Source organism: Arthrobacter sp. AZCC_0090 (assembly GCF_014207375.1).
Classification (GTDB): domain Bacteria; phylum Actinomycetota; class Actinomycetes; order Actinomycetales; family Micrococcaceae; genus Arthrobacter.
In genome coordinates this window covers 415,337-429,221 of sequence record NZ_JACHEE010000002.1, presented here as the reverse complement: position 1 = coordinate 429,221, position 13,885 = coordinate 415,337, and the positions used below count along the sequence as shown (strand labels likewise).

The window sequence follows — 13,885 nt, the reverse complement described above, 5'->3', positions numbered from 1 at the left end:
TTCCAGCCTAAGCCAGACGACACAGGGGCGCCGCAACCCCCAAAGATTGCGGCGTCCCGGCGCCCCGACGGCGGCTCAGCCAGCCGGGCGGCCCAAGTGGACATGCCCAGCCTTGCATCCGGGCACTGGGCATATTCCCCATATGTCCACTGGTCCGAGCCAAGGCCGGGCATGTCCTGGCTTCAGCGCCTGGCGAGCTCGCCGTCGTCGTCCGCCACGCTGTCGGCGGTTCCCTCAGCGGAAGCCCCGGCAGATCCCTCTGCGGACGCACGGAGGCGTTCGGCTTCAAGACGTTCTGCCTCCTCGCCCCCGACGGCCTCGCCCCGGGCCACCATTCCGGCGGTATCGGAGAGCGGGATCTGCTTGAGCGTGATGGCGAGCAAGAGCGCGACGGCGATGAACGGGATCAGGTACCAGAACACCGGTGCCAGCGAATCGGCATAGGCATTGATGATGGCGTCCCTGATCTGGGCAGGCAGTTGGGCAAGCGTCTGGGGATCGAGCTTGCTGGTGGACTGCGCAGCCTGTGCGGCGGAAGCGCCGGCCCCCGTGAATGCCTTGGTGAGGGACTCAGCCAGCCGCGTGGTGAAGATTGAGCCGAAGACAGCCACACCCAACGAAGCCCCGACTTCGCGGAAGTAGTTGTTGGTGCTCGTGGCCGTTCCGATCTGTTCCGCTGGAACCGCATTCTGCACCACCAGGACGATGACCTGCATGATCAGGCCCAGGCCGGCACCGAAGATGAACAACTGGATGCAGATGACCCAGATCGGAGTTGCCGCGGTGAGAGTGGTGAGCCACAGCATGGCAATGATGGTGAGGCTGGCTCCGAGGATCGGGAACATCTTGTATTTGCCGGTTTTGGAGATGCGGATACCGGAATAGATCGAGGTACCCATGAGTCCCACCATCATCGGCAGCATGAGCAGACCGGAGACCGCGGCGGAGGTGCCGGAGGACATCTGCAGGAACGTCGGCACGAAGGCGATGGCGGCGAACATGCCGAGCCCCAAGGTGAAGCCGATGGCCGTTGCGTTGATGAAAATCCGGTTCTTGAACAGGCTCAGCGGAATGATGGGGTCGTCGGCCTTGCGCTCCACGAGGACGAAGAGGAAAGCAGCAAGCACCATGCCGGCGCCGAAGGCCCAGGTGAGCGGGGAGTCCCAGCCCTGGTCCTTCTTGCCGCCGAAGTCGGAGAAGAAGATCAGGCAGGCCGTCGCGGCGGATAGCAGCAGCACGCCCAGGATATCGATGCGCTTTTCGGCCTTCTTGTTCGGCAGGGTGAGCGTGAACCAGGCGATGGTGAACGCCGCGATGCCGACGGGGATGTTGATGTAAAAGGCCCATTCCCAGGTCAGATGGTCCACGAAGAAGCCGCCCAGGAGCGGACCGGCAACGGCGGAGAGGCCGAAGATCGCGCCCAGGGGACCCATGTACTTGCCGCGTTCCTTGGCCGGCACGATGTCGGCGATGATGGCCTGGGACAGGATCATCAGACCGCCGCCGCCCAAGCCCTGGATGGCACGGAAGATCACGAAGCCCCAGAAATCCGTGGCGAAGGCACAGCCGATGGAGGCAGCCGTGAACAAGCCGATGGCGATCAGGAAGAGGTTCCGCCGGCCCAGGATGTCACCGAACTTGCCGTAGATCGGCATGACGATGGTGGTGGCCAGCAGGTAGGCAGTGGTGATCCAGGCCTGATTCTCCACGCCGCCGAGCTTGCCGACGATGGTGGGCATGGCCGTGGACACAATGGTCTGGTCCAGGCTGGAGAGCAGCATTCCGGCGATCAACGCCGAGAAAATGATCCAGATCCTTCTCTGGGTCAAGAGCAGCGGTGCGGCCGCTTTGGTCTTGAGCGTGGTACTCACAATTGGTCCTTCTGGGGTTCGACGGGGTTGGTGTCCAGCGGTTGGGCGAAGAGCACGCGTGCCGCGTTGAGGTTCTGATCCAGCAGTTCGCGGTAAGGCCGGGTGTTTTCCTCCGAAAAGAACTGTTGGCTGGTCTTCTTGGTGACTGCCCCGAAGACTGCGGCGGCCATGATGATCTCGGGGTGGTCCGCTGTGAGGCCTTCGCGTGCGGCGATGAGTTCGGCGAACTGGCGCTCGCGTACTTCGCCTTCGCGTGTCAACCGGCCCAGGAGTTGGGGCTCGGCCGTGACGGCAGCGATGAGCTGGCGGATTTCGGACGGGCTGATGGTGGACCGCTCAAGGACCGCCAGAGTGAACTGGCGCAGGGCGGACAGCAGCGAGTCGGAGATGGAGCCCGCGGAGGGGGCGGGGTTGCGGTTGAAGGCGGCCAACGCATCTTCCGGAAGTTCGTCGGAGAACGAGCCGATCACCGCGTCTTCCTTCGTATGGAAGTAGTTGAAGAACGTCCGGCGCGATATTCCGGCTTGTTCGCAGGCTTCCTCGACGGTGAAACCGTTGAGGCCGCGCCGGGCGGTCAGGGACCGTGCGACGGCGGAGATCGCGGCGCGGGTCTGCGCCCGCTTGCGCTCCCGGAGTCCGCCGTCGTTAGTTGCACTATTTTCCACAAAGTAAAGTTTTGCACTCTTAAGAAGAAAGTGCAAGAAATGCTGATGTTGGCTGAGGACACGCAAACGGATTCTCGACACCCGAATTCCCTGTGTGTCAGCCTGTTGCGTGTCGCTGGCCCGGTTTCGCGTCGTACTTTCCGGAAACGACGACGGCGGCCGGCACCTTCCGTGGGGAAGGCGCCGGCCGCCGTCGGGCGCTGCTGTTGAACTAAGTGGAGGCTAGGCCTTGTGGGCCGGGCGGGTCATGGTGGTGACGTCGAGGGCCTTATCCAGCTGCTCCTCGGTCAGTTCGCCGCGCTCGAGGTAACCGAGGGAGACTACGGCCTCGCGGATGGTGAGGCCTTCGGCAACGGCTTTCTTGGCGATCTTTGCCGCTGCTTCGTAACCGATGAACTTGTTCAGCGGGGTCACGATGGACGGAGACGCCTCGGCCAGGAAGCGGGCGCGCTCCACGTTGGCGGTGATGCCGTCGATCATCTTGTCGGCCATGACGCGGCTGGTGTTGGCCAGGAGCCGGATGGATTCCAAGAGGTTGGCGGCCATGACCGGGATGCCGACGTTGAGCTCGAAAGCGCCGTTGGTTCCGGACCAGGCGATGGCGGTGTCGTTGCCGATGACCTGGGCGCAGACCATGATCGAGGCTTCGCAGATGACCGGGTTGACCTTGCCCGGCATGATCGAAGAGCCCGGCTGCAGGTCCGGGATGGAGATTTCGCCGAGGCCCGTGTTGGGGCCGGAGCCCATCCAGCGGAGGTCGTTGTTGATCTTCATGAAGGAGATCGCGATGTTGCGCAGCTGGCTGGAACCCTCGATGAGGCCGTCGCGGTTGGCCTGTGCTTCGAAGTGGTCGCGCGCCTCGGTCAGCGGCAGGCCAGTGTCCGCGGCAAGGAGTTCGATGACGCGCTCCGGGAAGCCTTCCGGGGTGTTGATGCCGGTGCCGACGGCGGTGCCGCCCAGGGGGACCTCGGCAACCCGGGGGAGTGCGGCGTTGATGCGCTCGATGCCGTAACGGACCTGCGCGGCGTAGCCACCGAACTCCTGGCCCAAGGTCACCGGGGTGGCATCCATGAGGTGCGTACGGCCGGACTTGACGACGTCCTTGAACTCCGCGGCCTTGCGTTCCAGGGAAGCAGCCAGGTAGTCGAGGGCCGGGATCAAATCGTTGATCAGGGCCGACGTTGCTGCGACGTGGACGGACGTCGGAAAGACGTCGTTGGAGGACTGGGAAGCGTTGACGTGGTCGTTCGGGTGGACAACTTTGTCGCTCCCGGCGGAGGCGAGGGCGCGCGTTGCCAGCTCCGCGATGACCTCGTTGGTGTTCATGTTGGAAGACGTGCCCGAGCCGGTCTGGAAGACGTCGATGGGGAAGTCGCCGTCGTACTTTCCGGCGGCAACCTCATCGGCAGCATTGGCAATGGCCTCGGCGAGCTCGCCGTCGAGCACTCCCAGTTCTGCGTTTGCCAGGGCCGCGGCTTTCTTGACGCGGGCCAGGGCCTCGATGTGTGCGCGCTCAAGCGTCTTGCCGGAGATCGGGAAGTTCTCCACGGCGCGCTGCGTCTGGGCGCGGTACAGTGCGTTCACGGGGACGCGAACTTCGCCCATCGTGTCATGTTCAATACGGAACTCGGCCGCGTTGGATTCTTGAGTGGAAGTCATGGGGCTAGCTTATGGCGAGCGGCCGCTTGACCGAAAACCGGCGGTGCAAAGCTACGGCCAGCGGTTGCCGTCCCTTCCGGGCGGTCCCGGACTTCGGTTTAGAGCTTGCCGATCCCGGAAACCAGCGCAGCGCGGCCTTCGTCCAGTTTGTAGGAAAGCCCGACGACGGCGGCCCGGCCGTCGTCGATCGCGGCGGAAATCACACGGGAACTGTCCGCCAGACGGCGTGCTGTCTGCTTGACGTGCTCCACCACCATCTCGTTGACGTCCGTCTGCTCGTTGCGCATCGCGGTGAGGACGGACGGCGTGATGCGCTCCACCAGGGAACGGATGAAGCCAGCAGGCATCTCACCGGTCTCCACCGCGCTCTTGGTGGCTGTCACGGCGCCGCAGCTGTCGTGGCCAAGGATCACGATGAGCGGGACATGAAGTTCGGTGATGCTGTACTCGAGGGAACCGAGGACGGCGTCGTCGATCACCTGTCCGGCGGTGCGGACCACAAAGGCATCGCCGAGGCCGAGGTCGAAGATGATCTCTGCGGCCAAGCGGGAATCGGAGCAGCCGAAGATCACGGCAAATGGGTGCTGGTCCTCGACGAGGGAGTTCCGGCGCGAGGCGTCCTGGTTGGGGTGCAGGGAATGCCCGGCGACAAAGCGTTCATTTCCTTCGCGCAAACGGCGCCAAGCAAGGGCAGGAGTCAGGTAGGTGGCCACGGCGCTACTTTACGGCGTGGAGGTGGCAGGCCGCGAAACTGTTTCGCCAAGCTTCGTGCTTGCGTCCGGGGAAGCTGCCGGAGCCCGGTCCAATGCCTTCACCACGGCTGTGGCCAGGGTGGAGAACTCGTCGAGTCCTGCGGAACCGCTCAGGATGATCGTGGTGCCGCGGTAGTTCAGGACCAGGCTGCGGTTGCCCTTGGCCGTGTCATGGAGCTCCCAGTCGTGGCCACCTGCGTTGCGTGTGCCGGTGACCGGAGCGCTGCCAGTTTGCTGGAAAATCCAGGTGGGATTGGCCTTGCGGGTCTGGACAATTCCGATGAACGCTTGCTTGGGAGTGAGGTAGCCGACCTCCCACGTGGGTACGCCGTCGCCGGTCCCGGATACCCAGCGGGCATAGTTTGGACTAAATGTGTCGCCGGTATCGGGTGCTACAGGTGTGAAACCCGCCACATCTTTGGCGTTGGCGGCGCTTGCGGCCACATTGACGTTGGGCCGGTAGCCGCTGCTCTTCGGTGCCGGGTTCATGAGCACGATCGGCAGGAATGCCACCACGCAGAGGAGCAACGCGATGAGCATGCCGATCACCGAGGCGTTGGCTCGTTTGGCTGCTTTCGCCGCGATGACGGGCTTGAACGCCGGTTGACCGGCGTCGTCGGTGCCAGCCGCGCCAGTGTCGCCATGATCCGAGGGGAAAGCGGCAGTTGCTTTGTCTTGCGTTTCACTCACGCTTCAATAGTCCCTTATCCAAGCGGCTAATACACATCGGGCGGTCAACGCAAGGGGCGTTCCGAGAGACGGTCATCCCATGACCGCGCTGCCCGGCCCCGACTATGATCTCTTGTAGAGGAATCATTCAGGCTGCCAAGCGTGGCCGTTCCTGGTCCCACGAATCGCATCATCGAAGAAGAGGTTCACGTGTCTCCAGCGCCAATGTCCCAGAAGTATTCCACGATTTCGCCGGCGCTCGCCGTCGGGACCGATGAGCCGGACCGCAACCTGGCACTCGAACTTGTCCGGGTTACCGAAGCTGCCGCCATTGCCGGCGGCCACTGGGTTGGGTTCGGCGACAAGAACAAGGCCGACGGCGCCGCCGTTGACGCCATGCGCTCCTTCCTCCACACCGTCCATTTCAACGGCGTCGTTGTCATTGGTGAGGGTGAAAAGGACGAAGCGCCCATGCTCTTCAACGGCGAGCACGTCGGCGACGGCACCGGACCGGAGTGCGACGTCGCCGTCGACCCCATCGATGGAACCCGCCTGACTGCCCTGGGGATCAACAACGCCCTCGCCGTGCTGGCAGTGGCCGAACGCGGCACCATGTTCGATCCCTCCGCAGTGTTCTACATGGAGAAGCTGGTTACGGGTCCTGAGGCCGCTGACATGGTGGACCTGCGTCTGCCGGTGAAGCAGAACCTGCACCTGATCGCCAAGGCCAAGGGCGTCAAGGTCAACCAGCTCAACGTCATGATCCTGGACCGCGACCGTCACCGCCCGTTGGTGGAGGAAATCCGCGAAGCCGGCGCCCGGACCAAGTTCATCATGGACGGCGACGTCGCAGGCGCCATTGCCGCTGCACGTTCCGGCACCGGCGTCGACGCCCTGATGGGCATCGGCGGCACCCCTGAGGGCATCGTTGCCGCGTGTGCCATCAAGTCCCTCGGCGGTGTCATCCAGGGCCGCCTGTGGCCCACCAGCGACGACGAGAAGCAGAAGGCCATCGACGCCGGCCACGACCTCGAGCGTGTCCTCTCCACGAACGATCTTGTGACGAGCGATAACTGCTACTTCGCAGCCACCGGCATCACCGACGGCGACCTCCTTAAGGGCGTGCGCTACTCCAAGGACAAGGTCCTGACCCAGTCGATCGTGATGAGGTCCAAGTCCGGCACCATCCGTTTCGTCGAAGGCGAGCACCAGGCCAGCAAGTGGGAGGGCTACGCCCGCAAGTAGGACCCACCCTCCGCTTTGCGCGAACTGGCAGCAGATGCCCTCTAAATTGAATTTTGGAGGCATTTGCTGCCAGTTCGCGTTAACCCGTGAACCCGTCCTGTGGATAACTCAATTTAGGACTCGAAGCCGGGCAAGAATTGGGCATGTCCCGGACACCGATGCCCCCGCAGCTTCCAAACGGTTCCTTTCCGGCGTCGGCCGCCGAGACCCTCGGATTGAGCCAGAAGCAACTGCGCCGCGACGGCATTGTCACGTTGTCGCGGGGACTGCGCTTGCCGCTGCACAGTACGGGGACGGTGGCGGAGCACTTGCTGGGCTACACCGAGCTCGACCCCGAATGCTGCCTGAGCCATGGCTCCGCGGCACGGATCCACTGCATCAGTTTGTCCGTAGCTCTTGAAGCTGACTGGCGGATCCACCTTGCCCGCTCGGGCGAGAAGTGGAAACCGCGGAGGCGCAATGTTGTTGGGCACCAACTGACATTCAAGCCGGGTGAGGTGATAGGGCTCGACGGCGTCCGGCTTACCTCGCCCGCGCGGACGTGGCTGGACTTGGCCCAAATGATGAGTATCGACGACATCGTCGCGGCGGGGGACTCGATCGTCGTCGAACACGGCGAAGACCATCCCAGGCCGCGCAAGGCGTTGGCAACCGTCGACGATTTGAAAGCCATGGTGGCAGCGCATCCAGGCATGCGTGGCGTCCGCAAGGCCAGGCTGGCCCTCGACCTGGTTCGAGTCGGGGCGGATTCACCCCAGGAAACGCAAATGCGCCTCATATTGCTGCATGCAGGCTTGCCTGAACCCATTCTGAACCACGTGATCTTCAACGAGTGGGGCGCTCCCGCTGTATGGCCCGATGCCGCCTACGTGAAGGAACGGATCGCCCTTCAATACGACGGACGGCATCACGCGGAAGTTGAGCAATACCAAAGGGACATCAAGCGCCAGGCGTTGACGGAACGGCTGGGTTGGCGCGAAGTCAGGGTCCAGCACGAAGATCTGCTCGGGCCCCGGCCGGAAGTAGTGGACAAGGTTCGACGGGCTCTGTTTACTGGCCGCGAGTTGGCAGCAAATGCCCGCAAAATCGGATTTTGAGGGCATTTGCTGCCAGTTCGCGCATGGGTGAGTTGGGGGGAAGGTTGGCGCGCAGAAAGAGGTTAGCGGAGCTTTTCGCGCAGCTTCCGGGCGAGTTGGTATGCGCCGTAACGGAATTTGTTGACGGGTAGGTCCCACGTGCCGGGGTAGGCGATTTCGCGGCCGCCGAAGGACTTCTTGAAGGCCGTGAATCCGGCCCATTTATGGTCAGGGTCGTCCTCCGGCGCCACGCCCCACAGGTCGACGTGCTTGAGTCCTTTGTCCTTGGCATCCGCCATGAGTGTCACGAGCAGCGGGATGCCCGCGCTGAGCTTGCGGTGGGTGTCGTCGAGCGCCGCATGGGCGTAGGTACGCGTGTCGGCTGAGTCGTACGCCAGGGCGGCGGCAATGGGCTCGCCTTCGAGTTCGGCGATGAACAGGGTGCCGGCACCGGCAGGCATGAGCGAGCGGGCCACCGAGCTCAGGTAATCGTCGCTTTGGGGCTTGAAGCCGTTGCGTGCCGCGGTCATGTGCAGGAAGTTGAGCAGCACCGAGATCTCTTCGGGATCCTGCGAAGACCGGAAGGTGACACCCTTCTTGTGGATGTTCCGGTATAGGTTCCGGTTGGTGGGTTTCATGCCCGCAAGGACGTCCTTGAAATCGCCGTCCAAGTCCACAATCCAGCTCAGTTCCGGCTGCTGGTTGGACGGTGCGGGCTGTAGCCCGCGTGCCCGCAGTATTGCACCGGCGTCGGCGGCTTCGAACCCGGCGGTGACCGGTTCCATCCGGACAAACACGGCCCGGCTGCGGCGGGCGATGTCCACGAGTGCCGCCACAGCTGCGTCGAAGGCCTCCAACGATTCGGCCACGGGTCCGTACGGCGTGTAGATCACCTTGCCGGCGGGGTTCTTCTCCTCCACAGCGAGGAAACGCCACCCCGGTCCGGACTCCTCGTGGACGGTACGGCCGAGGGAACGCTGGAAAGACGCCCAAGCGGGCGTCTGCAGGAAGTACTCCACCGTTTAGTTCCCCAAGCCCGTTGTGACGGCGAAGGCAACGCTGGTTCCCGTTGCCCCGGCAACCGGGTGCACCATGACGGGCTCTTCAGATGCCGGGATGAACGCGCTTCCGCCCCGCGTCACAGCGAGCTCGCTCTTGGGGGAGTCGAGCACGACGGAACCGGAGACGACCACGACGACGGCGGGACCGGCTTGCGCCATCGGCGCCGGTTCCGCTCCGGGAGCCAACTCGATGCGCTGGAGTTGGAATTCCCGGAACGGCGGCACATAGAGATCCTGGCCAAATCCGGAGGTCCGAGGCTCGATGCGCGGTACGCCCAGGGAAGCGAACTCGATGGTCTTCAGGAGTTCGGGAACGTCTATGTGCTTGGGCGTGAGGCCGCCGCGGAGCACATTGTCCGAGGCCGCCATCACTTCCACGCCGAGGCCCTTCAGGTAGGCGTGGACGTTTCCGCCCGGCAAATACACGGATTCGCCCGGTGACAGGAAGACAAGATTCAGGAGCAAGGAAATCAGGACCCCGGGATCGCCCGGGAATTCACTGTTGATGCCCACCAAAGTAGAAAGCTCGGCCGTGTGCTGACCCATCGGCGCGCCGGACTTCAAGACGGAGACCGCCTGCTCGGTGGCCGCGGAGACGGCGTCCCCGCCGGTAATCAGCCGGGTGAACGCAGCCTTGAGGGCCGCGGACTCATCGGAACCGGACAGGTCGGCGATGACCCCGGTGACGACCTCCGGAACGTCGATCGCGGCCAGGTCCAGGAGGGTCGCGAGGTGCTCGAAGACGCGCCGCGAATCGGCGGCGGGACGGAAACCGCAGAGGGCCTCGAACGGGGTCAGTGCGAAGATCATCTCCGGCTTGTGGTTGTCGTCCCGGTAGTTGCGCTCGGGTGCGTCCGCTGCCACGCCGGCGGCGTTTTCCTTCGCGAAGCCTTCCCGGGCTTGCTGCAGGCCTGGGTGGACTTGCAGGGACAGTGGCTTGTCTGCCGCAAGAAGCTTGGTGAGGAACGGCAAGCGGGGACCAAATTCGGCCACGCTGGATTCGCCCAGGAAATGGGCGGGATCCCCGCTGATCAGGGCGTCCAACGCAACGGAGGATCCATCGGGGCGGGTGGCCATTGATGGCGAGTCCGGGTGCGCTCCGATCCACAACTCGGCCTCGGGGCCACCCGAGGCGGGCTTCCCCAGCAGAGTGGAGATCGCCGTCGTCGATCCCCAAGCATACGGTCGCAGGACGTTCTCAAGCTGGTACACGGCAGGGGATCCTTGTCATTACGGAGCGGTTCGTTCGGGCAAGTCGGTCATTCGGGCGCTTGCCAGCCTACAACGGTCTGCATTGCCCGTTGCTGGCCAGAAGCTGATCCAGCATGGCGTAGTTCTGAGCCTCATAGAGGGAATCGAGATACTCCGCCGTGATTGGCTGGCCGTCTGGGCGGGTAGTGACGGGCGTGAAATCCGCGGGGGAAGGCTGTGCCTCCCCCGGGACCCCGGGAACCTGCTGGCCGCCCGCTTGAAGCCCGACGCCGGTTGCCGGCCGGGTGCCCAGCACCGTATCCGCCGCTTTCGGGGAGGCCTGGGGCTTGAGTAATTGCTGCACGCGATCGTGGATCACGTTGAAGTCAGGCGTGGTGGAAAACGTCGCGTCGAAATCAGGCGGACCGATAGTCAAGCGGGAGACGGGTTGGCTCTTGGACTTGATGGCAAGATCCACGAAGCTGCCCAGCTGCGCAGAGGAAATGTTCGATTCGACAACTTTGGTGCCGGCATTCGCGATGCCCTCGAATTTCGACAGCAGCGTGCCCGGGTCCAATTGCTTGAGCATGGCCTGCTGTACGCACTGCTGACGCTGGATGCGTGCGTAGTCGTCCACGTTCTCACGGGACCGGCTGTACCACTGGGCCTGGAATCCATTGAGCTTCTGTTCCCCGGCCGGGATCCATCCCTGCGGCTTCACGTGCCTCGTGTCGCTTCCTGGCAAGAGGTTTCCACTGATGGGCACCCAGCCGCCGGCCTTGACGCGGATGCCGCCCATGGCATCGATCAGTTTCGAGAAGCCGTCCATGTCTACCAGCACATAAGCCTGGACTTTGATGCCCAGCGTGCCGGAGACGGCTTCCAAGGTGGCTTGGGCTCCGGGATCCGCGACGTCGGGATAGAGGTCCTTGTGGTTGTTGGTGACATCGGTGTTGATGGCATTGATGAGGCATTCGTCGCCGCAGTTGTAGCCGTCAGGGTAGACGGCCCGCATAGGCGAATCAGCGCTGAACTGGGCATTCTGGAGGTTGCGGGGGATCGAGATGATGGAACTCGACCCGGTGGTGGCATCGACGCTGATGACCGAAAGGCTGTCCGGCCGGCGGCCCGTGCGGTCATCGCCACCATCGCCGCCGAACATGAGGAAGTTGTAGCGGCCGTCGACGGGGTCGATCGCAGGACCATTGGCGAAAATGTCTCCGATCGCGTTGCGGCCGACGTTCAAGGCATAGGCCAGGTACCCGAGGGTTCCACTGCTGGCGATCAAGGACACGAGCAAGGCGACTCCCACGATGGGCCGCATTCCGGGCGCCAGCAGCACAGGCCGGATGATCCTGAGCGTGTTGATGAACAGGAGGGCCCAGCCTATGGCCAGGGCTACCAGGACCAGGATCAAGGCGAAGGACGCCACGGGATGCGTCGCGATATTCAGCAACAGGGGCCGGTTGAATATCGCGAGGAGGAGTGCCGCGATCCCCAGGGCCCAGGCCGTGAAGGTGAAGCGCAGGGCCGTCCGGCCAAGCTTGCGGTTGCCTGCCACCAATTGGGCGCTGCCGGGTACAAACAGGGTCAGGAGGAGCAGTACGAAGGCGCGTTTGGTGCGGAGCGTCGCACTGGCTCCCGCCGGGAACCGCAAGGGGTCCGTCAGGTTCGTCCTGGGCTGGTTCGTCCTGGGCTGGTTCTGACCGGGCTGGCTGTTGGACTGGTTGCTAGACACGGAAACGCCCTCTTAGCGGCTGCTCCGGGCGGAAACGTTGGCCTCGGAGAACACTTCGGCCACCTTGGCGCGGAGCCTGGCCCCTTTTTCCGTGGCGGTGTTGTTGAGTTCCTGGGCGAATTCGAGCAAATCGGGCCGAAGCCTGCCGGCCAGCTCATCGGTTCCGGAGGCAAGAATGCGCACGGCCAGGAGGCCGGCATTGCGGGCGCCGCCGATCGAAACGGTTGCCACGGGTACGCCCGCTGGCATCTGCACGATGGACAGGAGGGAGTCCATGCCATCCAGGGTCTTCAGGGGGACCGGGACGCCGATGACGGGCAGTGGGGTGACGGAGGCGAGCATGCCTGGCAAATGGGCAGCGCCGCCTGCTCCGGCGATGATGACGCGGATGCCGCGTTCATGTGCACTCTGCCCGTAGCGGATCATTTCCGTTGGCATGCGGTGGGCGGAGACCACGTCTGCTTCGAAAGGTATGCCGAATTCGGCCAGGGCGTCCGCCGCGGCTTCCATGACGGGCCAATCGGAGTCGGAGCCCATGACCAGGCCAACGATCGGGGCGGGGTTCCCGGCACCCATGTTTTCTGCACTCATGCGGTCTCCTCGGTGGTGGTCTCTGCCGGCATGCGGCCGTCACGGATGATGTCGGCCACAACAGTCGCGCGATGTCGGATGGAATCGACGTCTGCGGTGGAGTTCCCGACGAGGTTCACGTGGCCGATCTTACGGCCGGCACGAACCGATTTCCCGTAGCAGTGGACCTTCGCAGCGGGCTCGTAGGCGAGGGCCTTCGGGTAGGCGCTGAAGAGATCCTGGTTGGCGCCACCCAGGAAGTTCTTCATGACCACCACCGCGCCCAAGGCATCAGTGGCGCCGAGGGGGAGGTTGAGGACTGCCCGCAAGTGCTGCTCAAACTGGCTGGTGACGGAGCCGTCCTGCGTCCAGTGGCCGGTGTTGTGCGGACGCATTGCGAGCTCGTTGACCAGGAACCCAACCCCGACTCCGGGAGTCTCGAAGAGCTCCGCCGCCATGACTCCCGTGACGCCGAGTTCATTGGCGATCCGGAGAGCTGCCTCTTCGGCGGCCGCGGCGACCTCCACGGGAATGTCCTGGGCCGGCGCAATGACTTCGTCGCAGACGCCATCCACCTGGACGGTGTGGACAACCGGCCAGGCACGGGATTCGCCGTCGGGGGTTCTTGCCACGAGCGCAGATAGTTCGCGGCTGAACTCAACCTTCGCCTCGGCCAGCAGCGGGCTCATGGCCTCGAACCAGTCCATGGTGGTCCGGGCGTCGTCGGCAGAGTGAACGATTCGAACGCCCTTGCCGTCATAGCCGCCGCGGGGGGTCTTCAAGACGATCGGCCAGCCGGTCTGCTCACCGAAAGCAACAAGGTCTTCGACGCTGTGGACGGCAGCCCACTCCGGGTTGGGCAGCCCCAGGCGATCGATCGCCGCACGCATCACCAGTTTGTCCTGGGCGTGCACGAGGGCATCCGGGCCCGGCTGGACATTGACCCCGGCCTCGATCAGGGCACGAAGGTGTTCCGTGGGGACGTGCTCGTGGTCGAACGTCATGACGTCCAATCCCTTGGAGAACTCGAGCAAGGCCGCGAGGTCCTTGTAGTCGCCAACGGGAGCCGTTGCCACGGCCTGGACCGCGGAAACGTCCTCACCTTCAGCAAGGACACGGAGCTCAAAGCCAAGAGCAGTTGCGGCCGGAGCCATCATTCGTGCGAGCTGACCGCCGCCCACCACGCCAATTACAGGAAAAGTCACAAGGTTCAGCCTACCGAACCAGCGGCCCGTTCCTAGATTCTGCTGGCCGCACCCGCACAGCCGGGCCGCCGAGAGGGTTCCCGTGCGGGGGCTTTTCTGCGGAACCGTTCGGCAAGCTCCAAGAAATCGGCGCTAAAATGGAGGCTTCGGCCCATCGGCCCCCTAGAACAACGGCCATGGAGG

At 64.0% G+C, this 13,885-nt stretch carries 12 protein-coding genes; 2 read left to right on the top strand and 10 right to left on the bottom strand.

Annotated elements, in window-relative coordinates; translation table 11 throughout:
* Positions 1–182: 182 nt before the first annotated feature.
* From HNP00_RS04600 to HNP00_RS04580, 5 genes are all read right to left on the bottom strand, one after another.
* Positions 183–1,871 carry an MDR family MFS transporter gene (locus HNP00_RS04600; protein WP_184736414.1) on the bottom strand — a complete coding sequence of 563 codons (1,689 nt, stop codon included), beginning with the start codon at positions 1,869–1,871 and terminating at the stop codon, positions 183–185.
* On the bottom strand, positions 1,868–2,536 hold the full coding sequence (locus tag HNP00_RS04595; protein WP_184736412.1) for a TetR/AcrR family transcriptional regulator: 669 nt from the start codon (positions 2,534–2,536) through the stop codon (positions 1,868–1,870). The genes HNP00_RS04600 and HNP00_RS04595 overlap by 4 nt, the downstream gene beginning before the upstream one ends.
* A gap of 222 nt (positions 2,537–2,758) precedes the next feature.
* On the bottom strand, positions 2,759–4,195 hold the full coding sequence (locus HNP00_RS04590) for a class II fumarate hydratase (RefSeq protein ID WP_184736410.1): 1,437 nt from the start codon (positions 4,193–4,195) through the stop codon (positions 2,759–2,761).
* Between the two features lie 98 nt (positions 4,196–4,293).
* Positions 4,294–4,908, bottom strand: coding sequence for a carbonic anhydrase (locus HNP00_RS04585; RefSeq protein ID WP_184736408.1), 615 nt, complete (start codon positions 4,906–4,908; stop codon positions 4,294–4,296).
* 9 nt (positions 4,909–4,917) lie between these two features.
* The gene (locus tag HNP00_RS04580; protein ID WP_184736406.1) at positions 4,918–5,637 is read right to left on the bottom strand and encodes a DUF4245 domain-containing protein; all 720 of its coding nucleotides are present in this window, start codon (positions 5,635–5,637) and stop codon (positions 4,918–4,920) included.
* Between the two features lie 204 nt (positions 5,638–5,841).
* Between HNP00_RS04580 and glpX the strand changes: the two genes are divergently transcribed.
* Positions 5,842–6,861 (top strand): class II fructose-bisphosphatase, encoded by a 1,020-nt coding sequence (gene glpX, locus HNP00_RS04575; RefSeq protein ID WP_184736742.1) that lies wholly within the window; start codon positions 5,842–5,844, stop codon positions 6,859–6,861.
* Between the two features lie 143 nt (positions 6,862–7,004).
* Positions 7,005–7,958 carry an endonuclease domain-containing protein gene (locus HNP00_RS04570; RefSeq protein ID WP_184736404.1) on the top strand — a complete coding sequence of 318 codons (954 nt, stop codon included), beginning with the start codon at positions 7,005–7,007 and terminating at the stop codon, positions 7,956–7,958.
* A 62-nt stretch (positions 7,959–8,020) separates the two neighbouring features.
* On the opposite strand, the gene HNP00_RS04565 is transcribed toward HNP00_RS04570, so the two are convergent.
* From HNP00_RS04565 to HNP00_RS04545, 5 genes are all read right to left on the bottom strand, one after another.
* Positions 8,021–8,956 carry a lipid II:glycine glycyltransferase FemX gene (locus HNP00_RS04565; RefSeq protein ID WP_184736402.1) on the bottom strand — a complete coding sequence of 312 codons (936 nt, stop codon included), beginning with the start codon at positions 8,954–8,956 and terminating at the stop codon, positions 8,021–8,023.
* 3 nt (positions 8,957–8,959) lie between these two features.
* On the bottom strand, positions 8,960–10,210 hold the full coding sequence (gene manA / locus HNP00_RS04560) for a mannose-6-phosphate isomerase, class I (protein ID WP_184736394.1): 1,251 nt from the start codon (positions 10,208–10,210) through the stop codon (positions 8,960–8,962).
* A 67-nt stretch (positions 10,211–10,277) separates the two neighbouring features.
* Complete coding sequence (locus tag HNP00_RS04555) at positions 10,278–11,927, bottom strand: LCP family protein (protein WP_184736392.1); 1,650 nt, start codon at positions 11,925–11,927, stop codon at positions 10,278–10,280.
* Positions 11,928–11,939: 12 nt separating this feature from the next.
* A complete protein-coding gene (gene purE / locus HNP00_RS04550) occupies positions 11,940–12,518 on the bottom strand; it encodes a 5-(carboxyamino)imidazole ribonucleotide mutase (protein ID WP_260404757.1) in 579 nt (192 codons plus the stop codon).
* Positions 12,515–13,702 carry a 5-(carboxyamino)imidazole ribonucleotide synthase gene (locus HNP00_RS04545; RefSeq protein ID WP_184736390.1) on the bottom strand — a complete coding sequence of 396 codons (1,188 nt, stop codon included), beginning with the start codon at positions 13,700–13,702 and terminating at the stop codon, positions 12,515–12,517. The genes purE and HNP00_RS04545 overlap by 4 nt, the downstream gene beginning before the upstream one ends.
* Positions 13,703–13,885 lie beyond the last annotated feature (183 nt).

Coding starts and splice junctions, on each gene's coding strand:
- purE (WP_260404757.1), bottom strand. CDS start 12,518: ATGAGTGCAGAAAACATGGGTGCCGGGAACCCCGCCCCGATCGTTGGC.
- HNP00_RS04570 (WP_184736404.1), top strand. CDS start 7,005: ATGTCCCGGACACCGATGCCCCCGCAGCTTCCAAACGGTTCCTTTCCG.
- HNP00_RS04590 (WP_184736410.1), bottom strand. CDS start 4,195: ATGACTTCCACTCAAGAATCCAACGCGGCCGAGTTCCGTATTGAACAT.
- glpX (WP_184736742.1), top strand. CDS start 5,842: ATGTCCCAGAAGTATTCCACGATTTCGCCGGCGCTCGCCGTCGGGACC.